This window comes from Hydrogenophaga pseudoflava (genome assembly GCF_004353865.1).
GTDB lineage: Bacteria > Pseudomonadota > Gammaproteobacteria > Burkholderiales > Burkholderiaceae_C > Hydrogenophaga > Hydrogenophaga pseudoflava.
Window position 1 is genome coordinate 1,170,161 of record NZ_CP037867.1, and the last position, 21,798, is coordinate 1,191,958.

General features: G+C 69.9%; 17 protein-coding genes. 9 read left to right on the forward strand and 8 right to left on the reverse strand.

Annotated features, from left to right (window positions below; translation table 11 throughout):
* The 4 genes from HPF_RS05780 to HPF_RS05795 are packed head-to-tail and all read left to right on the forward strand — an operon-like array spanning nt 1 to nt 4,773.
* On the forward strand, nt 1-666 hold the full coding sequence (locus HPF_RS05780) for an amino acid ABC transporter permease (protein ID WP_066156342.1): 666 nt from the start codon (nt 1-3) through the stop codon (nt 664-666).
* Between the two features lie 17 nt (nt 667-683).
* Complete coding sequence (locus tag HPF_RS05785) at nt 684-1,418, forward strand: amino acid ABC transporter ATP-binding protein (RefSeq protein ID WP_133156014.1); 735 nt, start codon at nt 684-686, stop codon at nt 1,416-1,418.
* Between the two features lie 59 nt (nt 1,419-1,477).
* Nucleotides 1,478-3,412 carry an ATP-binding protein gene (locus tag HPF_RS05790; protein WP_207959311.1) on the forward strand — a complete coding sequence of 645 codons (1,935 nt, stop codon included), beginning with the start codon at nt 1,478-1,480 and terminating at the stop codon, nt 3,410-3,412.
* Nucleotides 3,409-4,773, forward strand: a complete 1,365-nt coding sequence (locus HPF_RS05795; RefSeq protein ID WP_133156016.1) for a sigma-54-dependent transcriptional regulator — start codon at nt 3,409-3,411, stop codon at nt 4,771-4,773. The genes HPF_RS05790 and HPF_RS05795 overlap by 4 nt, the downstream gene beginning before the upstream one ends.
* Nucleotides 4,774-4,798: 25 nt before the next feature.
* On the opposite strand, the gene HPF_RS05800 is transcribed toward HPF_RS05795, so the two are convergent.
* From HPF_RS05800 to HPF_RS05825, 6 genes are read right to left on the reverse strand one after another with little or no spacing between them, the layout of a single operon-like run.
* The gene (locus HPF_RS05800; RefSeq protein ID WP_243721687.1) at nt 4,799-5,950 is read right to left on the reverse strand and encodes a Gfo/Idh/MocA family protein; all 1,152 of its coding nucleotides are present in this window, start codon (nt 5,948-5,950) and stop codon (nt 4,799-4,801) included.
* Nucleotides 5,947-7,005: a sugar phosphate isomerase/epimerase family protein gene (locus HPF_RS05805; RefSeq protein ID WP_133156017.1), complete on the reverse strand. Its 1,059-nt coding sequence runs from the start codon at nt 7,003-7,005 to the stop codon at nt 5,947-5,949. The genes HPF_RS05800 and HPF_RS05805 overlap by 4 nt, the downstream gene beginning before the upstream one ends.
* A gap of 26 nt (nt 7,006-7,031) precedes the next feature.
* On the reverse strand, nt 7,032-7,994 hold the full coding sequence (locus HPF_RS05810; RefSeq protein WP_133156018.1) for a substrate-binding domain-containing protein: 963 nt from the start codon (nt 7,992-7,994) through the stop codon (nt 7,032-7,034).
* Between the two features lie 52 nt (nt 7,995-8,046).
* Entirely contained in the window at nt 8,047-9,057 is a 1,011-nt protein-coding gene (locus HPF_RS05815; protein ID WP_133156019.1) for an ABC transporter permease, read from the reverse strand.
* Nucleotides 9,038-10,546 (reverse strand): sugar ABC transporter ATP-binding protein, encoded by a 1,509-nt coding sequence (locus HPF_RS05820; protein ID WP_133156020.1) that lies wholly within the window; start codon nt 10,544-10,546, stop codon nt 9,038-9,040. The genes HPF_RS05815 and HPF_RS05820 overlap by 20 nt, the downstream gene beginning before the upstream one ends.
* Nucleotides 10,546-11,742, reverse strand: a complete 1,197-nt coding sequence (locus tag HPF_RS05825) for an ROK family protein (protein WP_174545247.1) — start codon at nt 11,740-11,742, stop codon at nt 10,546-10,548. The genes HPF_RS05820 and HPF_RS05825 overlap by 1 nt, the downstream gene beginning before the upstream one ends.
* A 290-nt stretch (nt 11,743-12,032) precedes the next feature.
* Here HPF_RS05825 and HPF_RS05830 point away from each other — a divergent pair, with 290 nt between their 5' ends.
* Together HPF_RS05830 and HPF_RS05835 are read left to right on the forward strand one after the other, a co-directional pair.
* Nucleotides 12,033-13,220, forward strand: coding sequence for a serine hydrolase domain-containing protein (locus HPF_RS05830; protein ID WP_133156021.1), 1,188 nt, complete (start codon nt 12,033-12,035; stop codon nt 13,218-13,220).
* A gap of 34 nt (nt 13,221-13,254) precedes the next feature.
* The gene (locus tag HPF_RS05835; RefSeq protein WP_133156022.1) at nt 13,255-14,274 is read left to right on the forward strand and encodes an AraC family transcriptional regulator; all 1,020 of its coding nucleotides are present in this window, start codon (nt 13,255-13,257) and stop codon (nt 14,272-14,274) included.
* Nucleotides 14,275-14,311: 37 nt separating this feature from the next.
* Here HPF_RS05835 and xdhB read toward each other — a convergent pair whose 3' ends face one another.
* A complete protein-coding gene (gene xdhB / locus HPF_RS05840; RefSeq protein WP_066156364.1) occupies nt 14,312-16,621 on the reverse strand; it encodes a xanthine dehydrogenase molybdopterin binding subunit in 2,310 nt (769 codons plus the stop codon).
* A complete protein-coding gene (xdhA, locus tag HPF_RS05845) occupies nt 16,618-18,120 on the reverse strand; it encodes a xanthine dehydrogenase small subunit (RefSeq protein WP_133156023.1) in 1,503 nt (500 codons plus the stop codon). Before xdhA ends, xdhB begins: the two co-directional genes overlap by 4 nt.
* A gap of 95 nt (nt 18,121-18,215) precedes the next feature.
* On the opposite strand from xdhA, the gene HPF_RS05850 reads away from it, so the two are divergent.
* The 3 genes from HPF_RS05850 to HPF_RS05860 are packed head-to-tail and all read left to right on the forward strand — an operon-like array spanning nt 18,216 to nt 21,788.
* Nucleotides 18,216-19,169: a LysR family transcriptional regulator gene (locus tag HPF_RS05850; protein WP_066156369.1), complete on the forward strand. Its 954-nt coding sequence runs from the start codon at nt 18,216-18,218 to the stop codon at nt 19,167-19,169.
* Between the two features lie 29 nt (nt 19,170-19,198).
* Entirely contained in the window at nt 19,199-20,746 is a 1,548-nt protein-coding gene (locus HPF_RS05855) for an ABC transporter ATP-binding protein (RefSeq protein WP_207959313.1), read from the forward strand.
* Nucleotides 20,733-21,788 carry an ABC transporter permease gene (locus HPF_RS05860; RefSeq protein ID WP_066156378.1) on the forward strand — a complete coding sequence of 352 codons (1,056 nt, stop codon included), beginning with the start codon at nt 20,733-20,735 and terminating at the stop codon, nt 21,786-21,788. Before HPF_RS05855 ends, HPF_RS05860 begins: the two co-directional genes overlap by 14 nt.
* Nucleotides 21,789-21,798 lie beyond the last annotated feature (10 nt).

The window sequence follows — 21,798 nt, forward strand, 5'->3', positions numbered from 1 at the left end:
ATGAACCTCGACTTCTCCTTCCTGAACTGGGACGTGCTCACGGGCTTCGTGCTCAAGGGCCTGATCTTCTCGGTGCAGCTGACCCTGGTGGCCATGATCGGCGGCATCGCGCTGGGCACGGTGCTCGCGCTGATGCGCCTGTCGGGCAAGAAGTGGCTGGTGATGCCGGCCGCGTTCTACGTCAACACCCTGCGCTCCATCCCGCTGGTGATGGTGATCCTGTGGTTCTTCCTGCTGATCCCGCTGATGATCGGCCAGCCCATGGGCGCCGAGCTCTCGGCCATCATCACCTTCACGGTGTTCGAGGCGGCCTACTACTCGGAGATCATGCGCGCGGGCATCCAGAGCGTGCCCAAGGGCCAGGTCAACGCCGGCTACGCCGTGGGCATGACCTATGGGCAGACCATGCAGCTGATCGTGCTGCCGCAGGCCTTCCGCAACATGCTGCCGGTGCTGATGACGCAGACCATCATCCTGTTCCAGGACACCAGTCTGGTCTACGCCATCGGCGCCTACGACCTGCTCAAGGGCTTCGAGGTGGCGGGCAAAAACTTCAACCGCCCGGTCGAGACCTACCTGGTCGCCGCCGTCGTCTATTTCGTCATTTGTTTCTCGCTGTCGATGCTGGTGCGTCGCCTGCAGAAGAAGATCGCCATCATTCGCTGAGCGGCTGGAGAAGAACCATGATCGACATCAAGAACGTTTCCAAGTGGTACGGCAGCTTCCAGGTGCTGACCGACTGCACCACCTCCATCCAGAAGGGGGAGGTGGTGGTGGTCTGCGGTCCCTCGGGCTCGGGCAAGTCCACGCTGATCAAGACCGTCAACGCGCTGGAGCCCTTCCAGAAGGGCGACATCGTGGTCGACGGCATCAGCCTGGCCGACCCCAGGACCAACCTGCCCAAGCTGCGCAGCCGCGTGGGCATGGTGTTCCAGCACTTCGAGCTGTTTCCGCACCTGTCGGTGACCGAGAACCTGACGATCGCGCAGATCAAGGTGCTGGGTCGCAACCAGGAGGAGGCCAAGGCGCGCGGGCTGAAGATGCTCGACCGCGTGGGCCTGATGGCGCACAAGGACAAGTTCCCGGGCCAGCTCTCGGGCGGCCAGCAGCAGCGCGTGGCGATTGCGCGCGCGCTCTCCATGGACCCCATCGTCATGCTGTTCGACGAACCCACCTCGGCGCTCGACCCCGAGATGGTGGGTGAGGTGCTGGACGTGATGGTGCAGCTGGCCAACGAGGGCATGACCATGATGTGCGTGACGCACGAAATGGGCTTTGCCAAGAAGGTCAGCCACCGCGTGATCTTCATGGACGCGGGCAAAATCGTCGAAGACTGCCGCCGCGACGAGTTCTTCGGCAACCCCGATGCCCGTTCGCCCCGCGCCAAGGACTTCCTCTCCAAGATCCTCCAGCATTGAACCCCGCCCAGGCCGCGCCATCCCCGCCCGCGAACGCGCCCGCTGACGCAGGCGCGGCTGTGCGTCCGGCCTCCGAGCGGGTGGGCTGGCTGGCGCGGCGGCTGCTGCTCTTGCTGGTCGGCGTGGCCCTGGTGTCGCTCACCGGCGCCGGCGTCTACCAGCACAGTTACGCCCAGGGTGAGCACAGCCTCAAGGCCGCCACCAACAGCCGGCTGGACCTGTTCGCCACCGTGGTCGAGGCGCGGGTGCGGCGCCTGGAGCCGGTGCCCGCCACCATCCAGCTCAACCCCGCGGTGCTGGCGGTGCTGCGCGCCCCCGATCCGGCCCGGGAGCGCGCCGCCAACGACTACCTGGCGCGACTGAACGCCCACCTGGGCAGCGTCGCGGTCTATGTGCTCGATGTGCTCGATGTGCGCGGCGTCGTGCTGGCGTCGAGCAACGTGGCCGAGCGCGACGACAGCCTGCTGGGCGAGGACGTCTCCTACCGGCCCTACTACCTGGAGGCGCTGGCCGGCCGCTCCACCCGCCACTTCGCCATCGGCAGCGGCGGCCAGGCGGGCTACTTCGCCTCGCACCCCATCTACGACGGCCCGCGCGTGCTGGGCGTGGCCGCCATCAAGATCGGCCTGGACGCGCTGGAGCAGACCTGGCCCATGCTGGCGGCGCCCGCCCTGGTGGCCGACGCCAACCAGGTGGTGATCCTGTCGTCGCAGCCGGCCTGGCGCTACACCTCGATGGCGCCGCTGCCGGCCGAGCGGCGGGTCGACCTGCAGCTGACCCAGACCTACGGCTCGCTGCGGCTGCCGCAGTTCCCCATCGACGTGCGGCTCTCCGTCGACGAGGACACGCAGGAGGTGCAGGGCTTCGTCTCGGGCGACGAGGCGCGCCACCGCGAAGCGCTGGGGGCCGGCAGCAACCGGGCCGGGCATCTGGTGCTGGGCCGCTCGCTCGACGGCATGGACTGGCGTGTGCTGATCTTCACCAGCCTCTCGGAGGTGCGCGACCAGGCCCTGGCCGACGGCGTGGGCGGCGCGATGACCGCGGCCTTCCTGATCCTGCTGGTGCTCTACTGGAGCCAGCGCCGCCGCATTGAGCGCCAGAAGCTTGCGGCCAAGCGGCTGCTGGAGCAGGTCAACGCCGACCTGGAGCGCCAGGTCGGTCTGCGCACCCAGGAGCTCACCGACACCAACGAGCAGCTGCGCCGCGAGGTGGCCGAGCGCCAGCAGACCGAACAGACCCTGCGGTCGGCGCAGGACGAGCTGGTGCACGCCGGCAAGATGGCCGTGCTGGGCCAGCTGGCCGCCAGCATCACGCACGAACTGACCCAGCCGCTGGGCGGCATCCGCACGCTGGCGGGCAACGCGGCCGAGTTCATGCGCCGCGGCAACCACGCCGCCGCGCAGGACAACCTGTCCATCGTGGCGCGCCTGGTCGAGCAGATGGCGCGCATCATCGACCCGCTCAAGAGCTTCTCGCGCAAGTCCAGCGCCTCGCCCGGGGCCACCGACGTGGGCCGGGTGGTCGAGCAGGCGCTGTTTCTCTACCAGCTGCGCGTGCGCCACGACCAGGTGCGGGTGGACAACCGCTGCGCACCGGGCCAGTGGACCGCCTGGTGCGACGCCAACCGGCTGGAGCAGGTGCTGGTGAACCTGGTCGGCAACGCGCTGGACGCCATGCGCGACGCCGACCCGCGCGTGCTCACGCTGAGCGCCGAGCGCTGCGAGGTGGCCGGTGTGCCGATGGTGGCGCTGACGGTGCGCGACAGTGGCAAGGGCCTGAGCGAGACCGACCAGCGGCGCCTGTTCGAACCCTTCTACACCACCAAACCCAGCGGCGCGGGCCTGGGCCTGGGCCTGGCGATCTGCCGCGACCTTGCCGCAGAATTCGGGGGCGACCTGCAGGCCCACAACCATGCCGATGGCGGCGCCTGCTTCGTGCTCACGGTCCCCGTGGGTCCCGCCCCCGACACCGCGAAAGACACCCCATCCCGATGAACCGCAACCTCACCGTGTTCCTGGTCGAGGACGACACGGACCTGCAGCTGGGCTGCGTGCAGGCCCTGCAGCTGGCCGACATCGCCGTGCGCGCCTTCGACTCGGTCGAGGCCGTGCTGTCGCACCTGAGCCCCGGCATGGCCGGCGTGGTCGTGACCGACATGCGCCTGCCCGGCGCCGACGGCCTCTCGCTGATCGCCGAGGCGCACGACCTCGACCCCGACCTGCCCGTCATCATGATCACCGGCCACGGCGACGTGAACCTGGCGGTGCAGGCCATGCGCAGCGGCGCCTACGACTTCATTCCCAAACCGTTTTCGCCCGAGCAGCTGGTCGAGGTGGTGCAGCGCGCGCTGGACAAGCGCCGCCTGACGCTGGAGGTGGCGAACCTGCGCCGCGCGCTCACGCTCAGCGAGGGCCTGGAAGGCAAGCTGGTCGGCCACGCGCCCGCCATCGCCCGCGTGCGCCAGCTGATCACCGAGATCGCCGATTCGCCGGTGGACGTGCTGATCCGCGGCGAGACCGGCACCGGCAAGGAGGTGGTGGCGCGCGCCCTGCACGACCACTCGCGCCGCCGCGATGCACCGTATGTCGCGCTCAACTGCGGCGGCCTGCCCGACAGCCTGCTCGACAGCGAACTGTTCGGCCACGAGCCGGGCGCCTTCACCGGCGCGCAGAAACGCCGCATCGGCCGCATCGAACACGCCAACGGCGGCACCCTGTTCCTGGACGAGCTGGAGAGCATGCCGCTGGGCGTGCAGGTCAAGCTGCTGCGCGTGCTGCAGGAGCGCTGCATCGAGCGCCTGGGTTCGAACCAGAGCATCCCGGTGGACGTGCGCGTGGTCGCCGCCACCAAGGACGACCTCCTGGCGCGCGCGCAGCAGGGCAGCTTCCGCGCCGACCTGGTCTACCGGCTGAACGTGGTCAACATCGAGCTGCCGGCGCTGCGCGAGCGGCGCGAGGACATCCCCATGCTGCTGGAGCACTTCATGCTGCTGGCGGCCAGCCGCTACGGCCGGCCCGAACCGCGCCTGCCCGCGGCGCAGCTGCGCCAGCTGATGGCGCGCGACTGGCCGGGCAATGTGCGCGAACTGCGCAACGTGGCCGACGCGCTGGTGCTGGGCGTGGGGCCGCAGTGGGTCTCGCCGCACGCGGCGCCGTCGGGCGAGCCGGGGGCCGACGGCGAGCCCGGCCTGGCCGAGACGGTCGACCAGTTCGAACGCAGCCTGATCGCCGACGCGCTGGAGCGCCACAGCGGCAACGTGGGCCAGACCGCCAAGGCCCTGCGGCTGCCCAAGACCACGCTGGTGGACAAGATCCGCAAGCACGGACTGGGCAAGGGCGGCCCCGGCGCGGGCTGAACCGGCGCGGGCGCTGGGCGCCCGGTCACTCCATCCGGACCCAGCCCGCGTTCTGCTGGTGGCTGCGCAGCACCGCCTCGATGAAGGCCATGCCCTCCAGCCCGTCCGCCAGCCCCGGAAAATCTGCGCTGCCGTGGCCGCGCCAGGCCTGCGCGAAGCCGCGGTACAGCTGGGCGAAGGCCTCGAGATAGCCCTCGGGGTGTCCGGCGGGCACGCGCTGGTCTCCTGGCTGGGTCTGCGTCTGTGGTGGCAGGCCCCGGCGCAGCAGCCGGGCGGGTTCACCGCGGGGCGCCAGCCAGAGCTGCTCGGGCTGTTCCTGATCGAAATGCAGCGACGCGCGGGTGCCGTACACCCGCAGGCGCAGCGCGTTGCTGGCGCCGCTGGCCACCTGGCTGGCCCACAGCATGCCCCGCGCGCCGCCGTCGAAACGCAGCATGGCCTGCACGTGGTCGTCCAGCACGCGGCCCGGAACGAATCGGCTGAGTTCGGCGGACAGCTCCTGCACGCGCAGGCCGCTGACATAGCGCGCCAGGTGGTAGGCGTGGGTGCCGATGTCGCCCAGCGCACCGGCGGGGCCGGCCCGCAGCGGGTCGGCGCGCCACTCGGCCTGTTTGTTGCCCTGCTGTTCCGCCGGCTCGCCCAGCCAGTCCTGGGCGTATTCGACCTGCACGATGCGCAACTCGCCGAGTTCACCCGCGGCCACCAGGTCGCGCGCCTGCCGCACCATGGGGTAGCCGGCGTAGGTGTGCGTCAGCAGGAACAGCAGGCCGCGCGCGCGCACGGTCTCGGCCAGCGTCCGGGCTTGCGCGAGCGAGGTGGCCAGGGGCTTGTCGCAGATGATGTGGATGCCCTGCTCGGCGAAGGCCAGCGCGACCGGAACGTGCAGGTGGTTGGGGGTGACGATGGCCACGGCGTCGATCCCGTCGGGGCGCTGCGCCTCGGCGCGCGCCATCTCGGCGTAGTCGGCGTAGCTGCGTTCGCGCGGGATGTGCAGCGCCGTCGCGCTGGCGTGCGCGCGCTCCGCGGTGGACGACAGGGCGCCGGCCACCAGCTCGAACTGGTCGTCCAGGCGCGCGGCGATGCGGTGCGCGGCGCCGATGAAGCTGCCTTCGCCGCCCCCCACCATGCCCAGGCGGATGCGGCGCCGGGAGCGGTCGCCGGTGTCGTGGTGGTTCATGGTTGCAGGCCCAGCAGGGTGGCGAGCGTGCGAGGGTCTCCGGCGCTCGCGGCGAAGTCGTCGAAGGCCCGGTCGGCCACGCGGATGATGTGGTCGCGGATGAAGGCCGCGCCTTCGCGCGCCCCGTCCTCGGGGTGCTTGAGGCAGCACTCCCATTCCAGCACCGCCCAGCCCGCATAGTCGTGCTGCGCCATCTTCGAGAAGATGGCCTTGAAGTCGATCTGCCCGTCGCCCAGCGAGCGGAAGCGGCCGGCGCGGTCCGCCCAGTCGCTGAAGCCGCCGTACACTCCCTGCCGGCCGTTCGGCCGGAACTCGGCGTCCTTCACGTGGAAGGCGCGGATGCGCTCGTGGTAGTGGTCGATGAAGGCCAGGTAGTCGAGCTGCTGCAGCACGAAGTGGCTGGGGTCGTAGAGGATGTTGGCGCGCGGGTGCTGGCCCACGGCGTCGAGGAAGCGCTCGAAGGTCACGCCGTCGTGCAGGTCCTCGCCGGGGTGCAGTTCGTAGCAGACGTCCACGCCCGCGTCGTCGAAGGCGTCGAGCACCGGGCGCCAGCGCCTGGCGAGCTCGGCGAACGCCGCCTCGACCAGGCCGGGCGGGCGCTGCGGCCAGGGGTAGAGGTAGGGCCAGGCCAGTGCGCCCGAGAACGAGGCATGGGCCTTCAGGCCGAGCCGCTTCGAGGCCTTGGCCGCGAGCAGCAGCTGCTCGTGCGCCCACGCGGTGCGGGCGACCGGGTTGCCGCGCACCTGCGGCGCGGCGAAGGCGTCGAACTGCAGGTCGTAGGCCGGGTGCACGCAGAGCAGCTGGCCCTGCAGGTGGGTCGAGAGCTCGGTCACCTGCAGGCCATGCGCGGCGAGCAGGCCCGTTACCTCGTCGCAATACGCGTCGCTGTCCGCGGCGCGCTCCAGATCGAAGATGGCCGGGTCGCTGGTCGGGATCTGCAGCCCCTGGTAGCCCAGCGAGGCGGCCCATCCGGCCAGGCCCTCCAGCGTGTTGAAGGGCGCGGCCGGGCCGATGAACTGGGCCAGGAAGATCCCGGGTCCCTGGATGGTTTTCATGTGGGGTCCTCCTGGCGGGCGCGGCCTCAGAACGGGCTGTCGGGGAAGTAGAAGTCCTTGGCGTTCTGCTTGGTGATCAACACCGAAGGAACGATGGTCGTGGCCGGCAGCTTCTCGCCCTTCTGGCGCGCCAGCGCGGTCATCTTGATCGCCTCGTAGAGGAACTTGGGCGAGTACGACACGTTGGCCTGGATCAGCGGGTTGCTGCCGTCCATCAGCGTCTTGACCATGGCTTTGGCGCCGGCGCCGCCGAAGACGATCTTGATGTCGGTGCGCTTGGCCTGCTCGATCGCGCGCAGCACGCCGAAGGCCATGTCGTCGTCGGCCGCCCACACGGCGTCGATCGCCTTGAAGCGGGTGAGGAAGTCCTGCATCACCTTGAAGGCGTCGTCACGGTTCCAGTTGCCGTGCTTGGCGTCCAGGATCTTGATGCCCGGGTGGTTCTTCATCACCCCGGTGAACGCGTCCATGCGCTCGTTGTCGATGGTGGTCGGAATGCCGCGCAGCGCGACGATGTTGCCCTTGCCGTTGAGGGCCTTGGCCAGGTACTCGGCCGGCACCTTGCCGAAGGCGGTGTTGTCGCCGGACACATAGGCGTCCTGTGCGCTGGTGTCGGTCAGGCCGCGGTCGACCACGGTGACGTACACCCCCTTGGACTTCACCTGCTGCACCGGGCGCGTGAGCGCGGCCGATTCGAAGGGCAGGACCACCAGGGAATCGATCTTGGTCGCGGTGACCAGGTCCTGCAGCTGGTTGGCCTGCTCGGGCGCGCCGCTGGCGGTCTTGATCGTGACCTTGATGTTCGGGTCCTTTTCAAGCTCCTTCTTGGCCTCGTTGGCCCAGTACACCAGGCCGGCGGCGAAGCTGTGGGTGGCGGCCGGGATGGCCACGCCCAGGTTCACCTTGTTCTGGGCCTGTGCCAGCAGCGGGCTGGCCAGGCCGACGGCGGCCACGGCGGCAAGTGCGTGCAGGCGGATGCGGTTCTTCATGCTTGTCTCCTTGAGGGTGGTGCTGACAGAAAAGCGAAGGCTTGGCGTGCCTTCACGGACGCCGCCGCTGCATGAATGCGACGGCGATGATCACGAAACCCTGCACCGCCGCGTTGAGGTACACGCTGATGATGCTGGTGAGGTTGAGGATGTTGCTGATGACCGAGAGCAGGATGGCGCCGACCACGGTGCCGCCGATGCTGCCGGCGCCGCCGCGCAGCGCGGTGCCGCCCACGATGACGGCGGCGATGGCTTCGAGCTCCCACAGCAGGCCGGTGGTGGGCGAGGCCGAACCCAGGCGCGGCACGTAGAGCAGGGTGGCGATGCCCACGCACACGCCCAGCAGGGTGTAGGTCAGCACCTTGGTGCGGTCCACGTCCACCGCCGCGTAGCGCGCCACCTGTTCGTTGGAACCGATGGCCTGCACGTAGCGGCCGTAGGCCGTGCGGTTGAGCAGCAGCGCGCCGCCGATGGCCACCAGCGCGAACACCCACACCGGGATCGGCACGCCCAGCAGGCTGCCGTAGTAGACCGGGCCGTAGGTGTCGGCGAGTGTGTCGTCCAGCGCCAGCGCGCCGCCTTCTGCGAAGTAGGTGAGGTAGGCGCGGAAGATGCCCAGCGTGCCCAGCGTGACGATGAAGGGCTCGATGCGACCGCGCGTGATGAGCAGGCCGTGCGCCAGGCCGAACAGCGCGCCCAGCAGCACCGCGGTGGCCATGCCCAGCATCACCACCGCCACCGGCGACCAGCCCAGCGGTGCGATCTTGTTCATGAGCAGGATGGTCACGCCCGCGATCAGCGCGGCCATGGAGCCCACCGAGAGGTCGATGCCGCCCGAGATGATCACGAAGCACATGCCCACCGCGATGATGCCGATGAAGGCGGTGCGGGTGAGCACGTTCATGGCGTTGTCCAGCGTGGCGAACTCGCCGTTGAGCAGGGTGCCCGCGATGCACAGCAGCGCCAGGCCCAGCAGCGGGCCGAACGCAGGCAGGCGCAGCGCGCGGCCGGACCCGGTGGCGGACGTGGTCGTCCAGGGGGCGTCAGTGTGTTCCGGTGGCATGGGCGATCAGCTCCTGTTCGTTCAGTTGGGCGGCCATCAGCGTGGCCTGCAGGCGGCCCGCGCGCATCACCGCGACGCGGTGGCACAGGCCGATGAGTTCCATGAGTTCGGACGAGATCACCACCACGGCCCGGCCCTCGTCGGCGAGACGGCGGATGAGCGCGTAGATCTCGCGCTTGGCGCCGATGTCCACGCCGCGTGTGGGCTCGTCGAGCACCACCACGCGCGGCCCGGGGTGCAGCACCTTGGCCAGCGCGAGCTTCTGCTGGTTGCCGCCCGAGAGCGAGCCCGCGGTCACGTCGGGCGAACCGCAGCGGATGCCGAACTCGCGCACCGCCTGTTCCAGCGCCTGGCGCTCACTGGCCGGGTCCAGCCAGGGCTTCGCGTGGCGTTCGAGCGCCATCAGCGTGAGGTTCTGGCGCAGCCCGAAGTGCACATGCAGCCCGCGCCCCTTGCGGTCTTCGCTGAGGTAGGTCAGGCCGGCCTCGGCCGCGGCGCGCGGCGAGCGCGGCAGCACCGTACTGCCAGCCACGGACACCGCGCGCGCGTGGCGCTCGCGCAGGCCCAGCAGGCCCTCGAACAGCTCGGTGCGGCCCGCGCCCACCAGACCGGCGAAGCCGAACACCTCGCCCGCCCGCACCTCGAAGCTCACGTCCTGCGCCCAGCCGGGCACGCTCAGGTCCTGCACCGACAGCAGCACCGGCGCGTCGGCCGGCACGGCCCGGCGGGGCGGGTAGAGGTCCTCCAGCTCGCGACCCACCATCAGGCTGGCCATCTGTGCCCGCGTGAGCGAGGCCGTGGGCTGGCGGGCCACCAGGCGGCCGTCGCGCATCACCACGACCTCCTCGGTGATGCGTTCCACCTCGTCGAGCTTGTGCGAGATGAAGACGATGGTCACACCGTCGGCCTGGAGCCGCGCCACCAGCTCGAACAGCCGACCGGTCTCGCCGGGCGTCAGCGTGGCGGTGGGCTCGTCCATGATGAGCACGCGCGCCTTGCGCGAGAGCGCCTTGGCGATTTCGACCAGCTGCCGCTCGGCCACGATGAGGTCGCGCACGCGCGTGTCCGGGTCCACCTGGCCCAGGCCCACGTCGTCGAGCAGGCCGCGCGCGATGCCCCGCATCGCCGCGTCGTCGACGAACCAGCCGCGGCGCATCTCGTGGCCGAGGAACATGTTCTGCGCCACCGTGAGGTCTTCGGCGAGGTTGAACTCCTGGTGGATCAGCACGATGCCTTCGGCCTCGGCCGCGCGAGGTCCGTCGAACACCACGGCGCGGCCGTTGACCACGATCCCGCCTTCGCTGGGCGCCTCGTAGCCCGCGAGGATCTTCATGAGCGTGGACTTGCCCGCGCCGTTCTCGCCCAGCAGGCCGACGATGCGGCCGGGCTCGAACGCCAGGTCCACGCCGTGCAGCACCTGCACCGGGCCGAAGCGCTTGACGATGCCGCGCAGCTCGACGCGCACACCGGCGGTGTCGGGCGCGGTCATCAGGCCACCTCCATCCGGCGCAGGCTTTCCTGCATGGCGAGCACGCCCGCGCCGATCAGGCCGGCGCGTTCGCCCAGCGGCGTGTACTGGATCTCGAGGTGGCGCGTGGAGAGCGCCAGCGAGCGGTGGTAGACGCTCTGGCGCACGGCGGCCAGGAACAGCGGCCCCACGCGCGTGATGCCGCCGCCGATGAACACGTGCGACGGGTTGAAGAAGTTCACCACCGAGGCGAGCATCTGCCCCACATAGGCGCCCGAACGCTGGATCACCTGGTTGGCGGCCAGGTCGCCGCCGCGGCTGGCCTCGGCCACGTCCTGCAGGCGCAGGCCGCCGCGCTCGGCGATCAGGCGCGCCAGCAGCGGGCTCTGGCCAGCCTCGGCGGCCTCGGCCGCCATGCGCGCGATGGCCGGGCCGGCGGCCATGGCCTCCACGCAGCCCAGGTTGCCGCAGTGGCAGCGCGGGCCATCGGGCACCACGCAGATGTGCCCCACGTCGCCGGCCGAGCCGTTGGCGCCGCGGTAGACCTGGCCGTGGCAGACCACGCCGCAGCCGATGCCGGTGCCGACCTTCACCACCAGGAAGTTCTGCAGCCCGCGCTGCATGCGCCAGAGCTCTCCGAGCGCCATCACGTTGACGTCGTTGTCGACGAACACGGGGGCGGTGAAGTCGCTGGCCAGGTCGTCCCGGATGGAATAGGTGTCCCACTGCGGCATCAGCGGCGGGTTCACGAGCTGGCCGCTGTCGAAATCCACCGGGCCGGGCAGGCCGATGCCGATGGCGATGACCTGGCGCGCCTGCAGGCCGCACTGCGTGAGCAGCTCGCGCATCAGCGCACGGATGCGCGAGAGGATGGGCACCGGGCCGTCGCGCACGTCGGCCGGCTCGCTGTGGTGGGCCATCACGGTCAGGTCGGGGCTGAGCACGCCCACCTCCAGCCCGGTGGCGCCCACGGCCACACCGATCAGTACGCCCAGGCTGCGGCTCAGGCGCAGGGTCTCGGCGCGCCGTCCGCCGGTGCCCACCTGTTCGCCGGTGTGTTCCAGCAGGCCCTGTTCGAGCAGCTCGGCCACCGCGGCGTTGGCGCGGGTCTTGGAGAACGAGGACGCCGTCGCGAGCGCGTCGCGCGAGATCCCGCTGGACCAGAACACGTGGTCCAGCACGGTGCGTTCGCCGCTTTTCAGTTCTTTCCAGATCACTGGCTTGTCTCCTTCGACGCACCACCATCGCCGGGTGGCACTTGGGGAAGGATGCTAGGTGGTCGAATTCGACCCGACAAGATCAAAGTTAGACCCAAAACGGGTCAATCAAAACGGATCAATCAGGTCGTAGGCAGATCACCGGCATCAATTCACCAGATCCGGACAGCCCCCTGCCGGACCCGGACAGGCTTTCACCCACCCGCTTCCTAGACTGGGTCGCACCTGCCATCCGGTGAGCCGCGGCCCGGTGCGGGTGCTCCGAACAGCCGCGCGATGGAGACAGACACATGACGACGACCAGGATGAACACCGCGCTGGACGCGGTGCTGCAGCAGAACGTGGGCCGCCACGGCGGCTCCCCGGGGGTGGTGGCCATGGCCACCGGCCGCGAGCGCAACTTCTACGAAGGCGCGGCGGGCGTGCGCGAGCTGGGCAAGGACGGGGCCATGACCACCGACACGGTGCTCGCCCTCTTTTCCACCACCAAGGCGCTGGCCGGCGTGTGCCTGATGCAGCTGGTGGAGGAGGGCCTGGTGCGCCTGGACGACCCGGCGGGTCACTACGTGCCGGAGATCGACGAACTGCAGGTGCTGGACGGTTTCGACGCCGACGGCCAGCCCCGGACGCGCGCGCCCCGGCGGCGCATCACCCTCAACGACCTGATGCTGCACACCTCGGGCCTTGGCTACGAGTTCTTCAGCCACGACGACCTGCGGTTCCGCACGGCCCGGGGCATTCCCACCGTGGTGTCGAGCTCGCTGCCGTCGATCCGCACCGTGCTGCTGCACGACCCCGGCGCGGCATGGACCTACGGCGTGAACATGGACTGGGCGGGCCTGGTGATCGAGAACTTGCGCGGCCGGCGCCTGGGCGAGGTGATGCGCGAGCGCGTGTTCGAGCCGCTGGGCATGCAGGACATCGCGTTCACCATGAACGAATCGATGGCGCAGCGCCGCGCGACCATCCACGACCGTGCGGCGGACGGCCGGCTCACGCCGCTGCCCGATCTGGCCCTGCCCCAGCCGGCCGTGATGGACTGTGGCGGGCACGGTCTGTACGGGACGGTGGGCGAGTACATGAAGTTCATCCGCATGATGCTCAACGACGGGGCGGGGCCGCACGGCCGCGTGCTGCGGCCCGAGACGGTGGCCGCCTTGTGCCAGGACGGCCTGGCCGCCATGGGCCTGTCGGCGGGTGGCTGGACCAGCTCCATTCCCTCGCTCAGCAACACGGGCGAGTTCTTCCCCGGCACCGACAAGGGCTGGGGCCACACCTTCATGCTCAACCGCGAAGCCACCCCCAGCGGCCGCCCCGCCGGGTCACCGATGTGGGCGGGGCTGGCCAACTGCTACTACTGGATTGACCGCCGCAACGGCATCGGCGGTTACTGGGGCACGCAGATCCTGCCGTTCCAGGACACGGCCTCCTACCCCGGGTTTGTGGAGTTCGAGACCGCGGTCTACCATCACCGCTGATCCGGGGCGAAGCCGCGGCAAAGGAGACACCCCCATGGACGCCATCCGCGATGTGCTGGTCCACGACGCCCACGGGCGCCCGAGCACGCGCCACAGCCTGGTGGCCTCCAGCGAGTGGGACGACATCCGCCAGTGGTCGGACCAGATCTACATGCCCTACACCGTCACCCCGCTGGGCAAGGCCCGGCGCCCGGACTCGGTGCTCGATGCGACCCGGATCGGCCACTTCACACTCAGCCGCTTCAAGTACGGCATCCCGGTGAACATCAAGGACTTCTCGCCCGAGGCCGGCACCGGCATGGTGCTGACCACGCTGAGAGGCGCGGCGCGCCACTGGAGTGCGCCGCGCGCGTTCAGCGACACGGGGGTGGGCGATGCCTTCGTGGTCGACAACTCGCGCACCCCCTACTGGGTGGACTTCGACCCCGGGCACCTGCAGGTGAACCTGACCTTCGAACACGACGCCCTGGACCGCCTGCACGAGCGCTGGTTTGGCGGCCCGGCCGACGACCGCCTGTGGCGGCGCAGCTTCCGCCTGGGCGGGGCGGGCTCGCCGTGGATCGGGCTGCTGAACTACGTCTGCCAGTGCGTCACCCACCTGCCCGAGGCGGTGCAGGACGGTCCCCTGGGACGGCATCTGGAGGAGATGATCGGTGTGCACCTGCTCACGCAGTGGCGCGCGCACCTGGACCGGCCGGTCGTGCAGAACGAGTACCGGCTGGCGCCGCGCCATGTGCTGGCCGCGGAGCGGCACATCCGAGAACACGCGCGGCATGCGCCCACGCTGGGTGAACTGGCCGCGGTGGCCGGCGTCAGCGTGCGGTCGCTGAGCCAGGCGTTCCGCGAATACCGGGGCTGCACGCCCATGGAGGCGCTGCGCGAACAGCGCCTGCAGGGTGTGCGGGCCGAGCTGCTGCTGGCCCAGCCCGGTGCCACCGTGCGGTCGGTCGCCGCAGACTGGGGATTTGCCCACTTCGGCCACTTCGCAAGGCTGTTCCGCCAGCGCTTCGGCGAACTGCCGGCCACCTCGCTGCGGCGACACCGTCTGCAGTGACCGGGCGCGGGCCGGGCGCCAGACCCGGCAGCGATGATCAGGCCAGGCTGTTCAGCACCTCTTCGGCCGTGGCCGGCGCGTTCATGGCCTCCGGCCGCCCGCCGGCCTGGGCCACGGCGTCGCGCAGCGCCTCGAACACGCTGATCGCCAGCATGAACGGCGGCTCGCCCACGGCCTTGCTGCCGTGCACGTTGTCCTCGCGGTTGGGTTCGGGCCAGAGGTCCACCTTGAAGTGCGCGGGGATGTCGCCCGTGGCCGGGATCTTGTAGGTGCTGGGTGCGTGGGTCTGCAGGTAGCCCTTGCCATTCCACACCAGCTGCTCGGTGGTCAGCCAGCCCATGCCCTGCACGAAGCCCCCTTCGATCTGGCCGATGTCGATGGCCGGGTTGATGCTGCGGCCCACGTCGTGCAGGATGTCCACGGCCAGCACGCGGCTCTCTCCGGTCAGCGTGTCGATGGCGACCTCGGTCACCGCCGCGCCGTAGGCGAAGTAGTAGAAGGGCCGGCCCAGCATGGTGACCTTGTCGTAGTGGATCTTGGGCGTGCGGTAGAAGCCGTCGCTCCAGAGCTGGATGCGGTTGGCATAGGCCGCGCCCACCACCGATTCCCAGCTGCGTGTGGTCTTCTCGGTGATGACCTGCCCGTTCTCGAAACGCACCGCGCCCGCGCCGACGCCGTCCAGCCCGGCCACGAAGGCCGCGAGGTTCTGGCGCACCTGGCGCGCGGCGAACTGGGCCGCGCGGCCGTTCAGGTCGGTGCCGCTGCTGGCCGCGGTGGCGCTGGCGTTGGGCACCTTGCTGGTGTCGCTGGCGGTGCTGAGCACGCGCTCGAAGGGCACGCCCAGCTCGTCGGCCACGATGGCCGCGACCTTGGTGTTCAGGCCCTGGCCCATCTCGGTGCCGCCGTGGTTCACCTGCACGCTGCCGTCGGTGTAGACGTGCACCAGCGCGCCGGCCTGGTTGAACAGCGTGGCGGTGAAGCTGATGCCGAACTTGACCGGCGTGAGCGAGATGCCGCGTTTGATGACCGGGCTGCTCGCGTTCCACTGCGCGATCTGCTCGGCGCGCTCGCGGTAGCCGCTGGTGAGCGCCAGCTGCGTCATGAGCGGTTCGAGGATGTTGTCTTCCACCGTCATCTGGTAGTGCGTGACGTTGCGCTCGGTGATGCCGTAGAGGTTGGCCAGCCGCACGTCCAGCGCGTCGATGCCCAAGTGGCGCGCGATGTCGCCCATGATGCGTTCGATGACGATCACGCCCTGCGGGCCGCCGAAGCCGCGGTAGGCGGTGTGGCTCTGGGTGTTGGTCTTGCAGCGGTAGGAGTGGATGGCGACGTCTTCGAGGAAGTAGGCGTTGTCGGCGTGGAAGATGGCGCGGTCGGCCACCGGGCCCGAGAGGTCGGCGCTGAAGCCGCAGTTGGCCAGCATGTCCAGCTCCAGCCCGCAGAGGCGGCCGCGGTCGTCGAAGCCGACGCGGTAGCTGTAGGCGAACGGGTGGCGCTTGCCGGTGACCATGAAGTCGTCGTCGCGGTCCAGGCGCAGCTTGACCGGCCGGCGCAGCTTGTTCGCGGCGATGGCGGCCCACACCGCCAGATGCCCGGCCTGCGTCTCCTTGCCGCCGAAACCACCGCCCATGCGCCGGCATTCCACCGTGACCGCGTGGTTGGACAGGCCCAGCGCGTGCGAGACCCAGTGCTGCACCTCGCCCGGGTGCTGGGTGCTGCTCCAGACCCACCACTGCTGCTGCTCCAGCGGCAGCACGTAGGCGATCTGGCCTTCGAGGTAGAAGTGTTCCTGACCGCCGACCTCGAACGCGCCGGCCAGCGTGTGCGGCGCCTTCTGCAGCGCGGCCGCCGCATCGCCGCGTGTCACGTGCACCGGCGGCAGCACATAACTTTGCTTGGCATGCGCCTGCTGCGGCGTGAGCACCGGCTCCAGCGCCTCGATGTCCCACTTCACCAGGCGGGCCGCGCGGCGCGCGGTCATCACGTCGTCGGCCACGATCAGGCCGCCGACCTGACCCAGGAACTGCACCGTGCCCTGAGCGAAGACGGGTTCGTCGTGGGCGAAGGCGGCGAGCATCTGGTCCCCCGGGATGTCGTCGGGACCGATGAAGGCATGCACGCCGGGCACGGCCAGGGCGGCGGAGGCGTCGATGCCTCGGAGCACCCCGTGCGCCACCGGCGAGCACACCGGCGCGGCGTGCAGGGTGCCGCGCACCTCGGGGATGTCGTCGATGTAGGTGGCGGCGCCGGCCACCTGGGCGCGGGCGCTTTCGTGAAAGCGCGAGACGCCGGCTGCGGTGGTGGCGGGCGTGTTGTCCACCACGAGCTTGAGATCCGGTGCGTTCATGACAGGGCCTCCAGGGTCTTGAGGCTTTCGAGGTTGATGGCCTGCTGCCCCTGGCTTTCCAGCCAGAAGCGGCGCAGCAGGTTGCCCTGCACCGTCTGGCGGTAGGCGGCGCTGGCGCGCATGTCGCTGATGGGCTGGAACTCGGCGCGCAGGGCGGCGGTGGCGGCCATCACGGTGTCCTCGTTCCAGGCCTGGCCGAGCAGGGCGGCTTCGGTCTGGCGCGCGCGGGCGGGCGTGGCGGCCACGCCGCCGGCACCGATGGAGACCTGCTGCACCACACCGGCTTTCACCGTCATCTGGATGGCCAGACACACCGCCGAGATGTCGTCGTCGAAGCGCTTGCTGATCTTGTAGACCTTTTCCAGAGCGTGCCCGGTCGGCCGGGGCACCTTGATCCAGCACAGCAGCTCATCCGGGCGCATCACGTTCGTCCGGTAGCCGGTGTAGAGGTCTTCCAGGCGCAGTTCGCGGTGGGCGATCTCGCCGCCGGCTTTCGTCTTCTTCCAGCGCATCAGCACCACGCTGGCACCGAGCGCGATCAGCAGCGGCATGGAGTCGCCGATGGGCGAGCCATTGGCCACGTTGCCGCCCAGGGTGCCCGAGTTGCGCACCGGCAGGCCGGCGAAGCGCTGGCTGAAGGTCTGCAGGTGCGGGCGCTCCTTGACCAGCGCGGCAAAGGCGTCGGTCAGGGTGACGGCCGCGCCGATGGCGATGTGGTGCGGGTAGGTTTCCACACGCTGCAGCTCGCGCGCGGCGGTCACGTCCAGGATCTGCGGGAAGCGCTTGTGCATCTTGGTGACCCACAGCCCCACGTCGGTGGTGCCGGCCACCACCTGGGCCTGTGGGTGCGCAGCGCGGGCCTGCAGCAGGTCGGACAGCGAGGTGGGGCGCAGGTAGGGCGTGTCCGCCGCCGGCTTCTTTTTCTTCAGTTCACGCAGAGCGGCCACTGTGGCCGCCTCGTCCACCGTGCAGCCGGCGGGCAGGGGCAGGGCGCCCATCTGCTGCGCCGCGTCCAGGATGGGCCGGTAGCCGGTGCAGCGGCAGAGGTTGCCCGAGAGGTCGGCCTGCGCCTGCTCGCGGGTGATGCCCTGGCCGCCGCCGGTGTTCTGGTACAGGCCGAACAGGCTCATCACGAAGCCCGGCGTGCAGAAACCGCACTGGCTGCCGTGGCAGCGCACCATGGCTTCCTGGGCGGGGTGCAGCTCGCCCGACGGCGATGCGATGTCCTCGGCCGTGTACACCGCCATGCCGTCCACCGAGTGCGCCAGACGGATGCAGCTGTTGATGGCCTTGTAGGTCAGCCGGCCGTCCACCGCCTCGCCCAGCACCACGGTGCAGGCGCCGCAGTCGCCCTCGCCACAGCCTTCTTTGGTGGCGCTCAGGTGCAGGTCTTCGCGCAGCAGGTCCAGCAGGGTGCGGTCGGGCGCCACATCGTGGACCGTCACGGCTTCGCCGCGGCGCAGGAATCTCAGGGTTTGCCCGGGTTTTTTTGCATTCATGCGGCTCAGCATAGCGCCGGGGGGCGTGGCACAACATATGCTCAGGCGTATGGCGAGAATGCCGGAACCTCCATCCGCGCGCATGAGCTCCGGGTATGAAATACGTCTCCATGTTCGACAAGATTGACCTGCACCTGATCCGCGTGCTGCACACCGTCCTGACGGAACGCAGCGTGTCGCGGGCAGCCCTGCGGCTGGGCATGTACCAGCCGGCGGTCAGCGCCTCGCTCAAGCGCCTGCGCGAACTGGCGGGTGATCCGCTTCTGGTGCGTTCGGGCGCCAGCATGGTGCCCACGGTGGCGGGGCTGCGCATGATCGAACCGGCGGCCGAGATCCTGCGCAGCGCGGAAATGCTGTTCTCCGACGCCCGCGCCTTCGACCCGGCCACCGCGCGCCAGACCTTCAGCCTGGCCGCCAGCGACTACCTGGACCCGCTGTTCCTGCCGCAGCTGGTGACGCAGGTCAAGACCACCGCGCCGAACTGCGGCATCGACATCCATCCCCTGTCGGCCGACGCCGACTACCGCGCCCACCTGGCCCAGGGCCACTACGACGTGGTGATCGGCAACTGGCCCAAACCCCCGCAGGAGCTGCACCTGGGCCGGCTGTTCGGCGACGAGGTGGTCTGCCTGGTGGCCAACCACCACCCGGCCGTGCGCCGCGGCTGGGACATCGAGGCCTGGCTGGCGGCCGAACACATCGCGCCCACGCCCACCCACCCCGGTGCCCGGGGCTTCATCGACGAACACCTGGCCAGCCAGGGCCTGGTGCGCAACGTCACCGCGCGCTGCCCGCACTTCGGCCTGATCCCGGCCATGGTGGCGGGCACCCTGCTGGTGCTGACCACCGGTCGCCAGTACGCCGAGCGCTACGTTGGCGCGCTGCCGGTCCAGGTGCTGCCGTGCCCGGTGGAGTTCCCGCGAATGATGTATTACCAGCTCTGGCACGAGCGCACCCACGCCTCCAGCGCGGGCCGCTGGCTGCGCGAGCAGATCAAGACCGTGGCAGCCTCGCTGCGGCGCGCCGACCCCGAGGCCGCCGCGGCCTGACCCCACCCACAAACGAGAAGGAGATCGCCTTGACGACCCCCCGACTGCAGCTGACCGGCATCACCAAGCGCTACCCCGGCGTGGTGGCCAACAGCAATGTGTCGCTTTCTGTCGCCCCCGGCGAGGTGCACGCCGTGCTGGGCGAAAACGGTGCCGGCAAATCCACGCTGATGAAGATCATCTACGGCTCGGTCAAGCCCGACGAGGGATCGGTGATGTTCAACGGCAAGCCGGTGCACATCCGCAACCCGCAGGAAGCGCGGGCGCTGGGCATCAGCATGGTGTTCCAGCACTTCAGCCTGTTCGACACCATCACCGTGGCCGAGAACGTCTGGCTCGGCCTGGACAAGTCGCTCACGCTCAACGAGGTGACGGCCAGCATCGACGCCACGGCCGCCGAATACGGGCTGGACATCGACCCCAAGCGCCCGGTGCACACCCTGAGCGTGGGCGAGATGCAGCGGGTCGAGATCATCCGCGCCCTGCTGACCAGCCCGCAGCTGCTGATCCTGGACGAACCCACCTCGGTGCTGACGCCGCAGGCGGTGGAAAAGCTGTTCGTGGTGCTCAGGAAGCTGGCGTCCGAGGGCTGTTCCATCCTCTACATCAGCCACAAGCTGCACGAGATCCGCGAACTCTGCACCGCCTGCACGGTGCTGCGCGGCGGCCAGGTCACGGGCGTGTGCAACCCGCAGAACGAGAGCAATGCGTCCCTGTCTCGCCTGATGATCGGCGCCGAACCGCCGGCGCTGGAAGCGCGTGCGCTCAACGCCGGTGCCGATGTGCTGCAGGTGCAGAACCTCACGCTGGCCAGCGACGACCCCTTCGGCACCCACCTGCACCAGATCGCGCTGACGGTGCGGGCCGGTGAGGTGGTGGGCATCGCGGGCGTGTCGGGCAACGGCCAGGGCGAGCTGCTCCAAGCGCTCTCGGGCGAAGACAGGCGCGCACCGGCCGGCAGCATCCGCGTGCTGGGGCAGGACGCCTCGCGCCTCCCGCCGGGCCGTCGGCGGGCGCTGGGCCTGCACTTCGTGCCCGAAGAACGCCTGGGCCGTGGCGCGGTGCCCACGCTGTCGCTGGCGCAGAACCTGCTGCTCTCGCGCCGCGACGCCGTGGGCGCAGGCGGCTGGCTCAAGCTGGGCGCGCTCAAGGCGCAGGCCGAGGACATCATCGCCCGCTACAAGGTCAAGGCCAACGGGCCGGGCGCGGCGGCCAAGTCGCTCTCGGGCGGCAACCTGCAGAAGTTCATCGTCGGCCGCGAGATCGAGGCCAGGCCCAAGCTGCTCATCGTCAGCCAGCCCACCTGGGGCGTGGACGTGGGCGCTTCGGCGCAGATCCGCGGCGAGATCCTCCGGCTGCGCGACGCCGGTTGCGCGGTGCTGGTGGTCAGCGAGGAGCTGGACGAACTGTTCGAGATCAGCGACCGCCTGCACGTGATCGCCAAGGGGCGCCTGTCGCCCAGCATCGACCGCGCCGACGCGACGGTCGAGCGCATCGGCGAATGGATGTCGGGCCTGTGGGACGACGCCGCACACCACCACAACAAGAACGAGGAGTCTGCCCATGCTGCGGCTTGAAGTCCGTCCCCAGCCCTCGGCGCGCTGGGGCTATGCCTCGCCGCTGCTGGCGCTGGCCATCACCGTGGTCATCGGTGTGATCCTGTTCGTCGCCCTGGGCAAGGACCCGGTGCGCGGGCTGCAGGTGTTCTTCTGGGAGCCGGTCAAGAGCACCTACGCGCTGTCCGAGCTGATGGTCAAGGCCACGCCGCTGCTGATCATCGCGCTCGGGCTGGCCGTCTGTTTCCGCTCGAATGTCTGGAACATCGGCGCCGAGGGCCAGTACCTGATCGGCGCCATCTTCGCGGCTGGCGTGGCGCTGACCGCCGACAAGACCACCGGCGGCTGGATCGTGCCGGCCATCATCGTGGCGGGCATCGTCGGCGGCATGTTGTGGGCCGGCATCACGGCGCTGCTGCGCGACCGCTTCAACGCGAACGAGATCCTGGTCAGCCTGATGCTGGTCTATGTGGCCATACAAGTGCTCAACTACCTGGTCTATGGCCCCTGGAAAGACCCCATGGGCTACAACTTCCCGCAGACCAAGACCTTCGAGTCGGTCACGCAGATCCCCAAGCTCATGCAGGGCTCGCGGGTGAACGTGGGCCTGCTGCTGGCGCTCGCCGGAGTGGCGGCGGTCTGGGTGTTCCTGTTCCGCACCTACTCGGGCTTTGCCCAGCAGGTGGGCGGTCTGGCGCCGGCGGCGGCGCGCTACGCGGGCTTCTCCTCGCGCAAGGCGCTGTGGATCGCGCTGCTCACCTCCGGTGGCATGGCCGGGCTGGCGGGGGCGCTGGAGGTGGCCGGTCCCATCGGACAGCTCACGCCCTATGTGCCGGCGGGATACGGCTTCGCGGCCATCATCGTGGCCTTCGTCGGCCGCCTGCACCCGGTGGGCATCGTGTTCTCGGCCATCCTGATGAGCATGTTCTACATCGGCGGGGAGCTCGCGCAATCGCGCCTGGGCCTGCCCAAGTCCATCACCGGCGTGTTCCAGGGTCTGCTGCTGTTCGCGCTGCTGGCCTGCGACACGTTGATTGCCTACCGCGTCGTGTGGAAGAAATAAGGAGTCGCTG

Bases quoted from the DNA above. Each gene is read 5' to 3' on its own strand.
- HPF_RS05795 (WP_133156016.1), top strand. From the start codon at position 3,409: ATGAACCGCAACCTCACCGTGTTCCTGGTCGAGGACGACACGGACCTG.
- HPF_RS05815 (WP_133156019.1), bottom strand. From the start codon at position 9,057: ATGCCACCGGAACACACTGACGCCCCCTGGACGACCACGTCCGCCACC.
- HPF_RS05800 (WP_243721687.1), bottom strand. From the start codon at position 5,950: ATGAACCACCACGACACCGGCGACCGCTCCCGGCGCCGCATCCGCCTG.
- HPF_RS05835 (WP_133156022.1), top strand. From the start codon at position 13,255: ATGGACGCCATCCGCGATGTGCTGGTCCACGACGCCCACGGGCGCCCG.
- HPF_RS05850 (WP_066156369.1), top strand. From the start codon at position 18,216: ATGAAATACGTCTCCATGTTCGACAAGATTGACCTGCACCTGATCCGC.
- HPF_RS05810 (WP_133156018.1), bottom strand. From the start codon at position 7,994: ATGAAGAACCGCATCCGCCTGCACGCACTTGCCGCCGTGGCCGCCGTC.
- HPF_RS05805 (WP_133156017.1), bottom strand. From the start codon at position 7,005: ATGAAAACCATCCAGGGACCCGGGATCTTCCTGGCCCAGTTCATCGGC.
- HPF_RS05860 (WP_066156378.1), top strand. From the start codon at position 20,733: ATGCTGCGGCTTGAAGTCCGTCCCCAGCCCTCGGCGCGCTGGGGCTAT.
- HPF_RS05785 (WP_133156014.1), top strand. From the start codon at position 684: ATGATCGACATCAAGAACGTTTCCAAGTGGTACGGCAGCTTCCAGGTG.
- xdhB (WP_066156364.1), bottom strand. From the start codon at position 16,621: ATGAACGCACCGGATCTCAAGCTCGTGGTGGACAACACGCCCGCCACC.
- HPF_RS05830 (WP_133156021.1), top strand. From the start codon at position 12,033: ATGACGACGACCAGGATGAACACCGCGCTGGACGCGGTGCTGCAGCAG.
- HPF_RS05780 (WP_066156342.1), top strand. From the start codon at position 1: ATGAACCTCGACTTCTCCTTCCTGAACTGGGACGTGCTCACGGGCTTC.
- xdhA (WP_133156023.1), bottom strand. From the start codon at position 18,120: ATGAATGCAAAAAAACCCGGGCAAACCCTGAGATTCCTGCGCCGCGGC.
- HPF_RS05820 (WP_133156020.1), bottom strand. From the start codon at position 10,546: ATGACCGCGCCCGACACCGCCGGTGTGCGCGTCGAGCTGCGCGGCATC.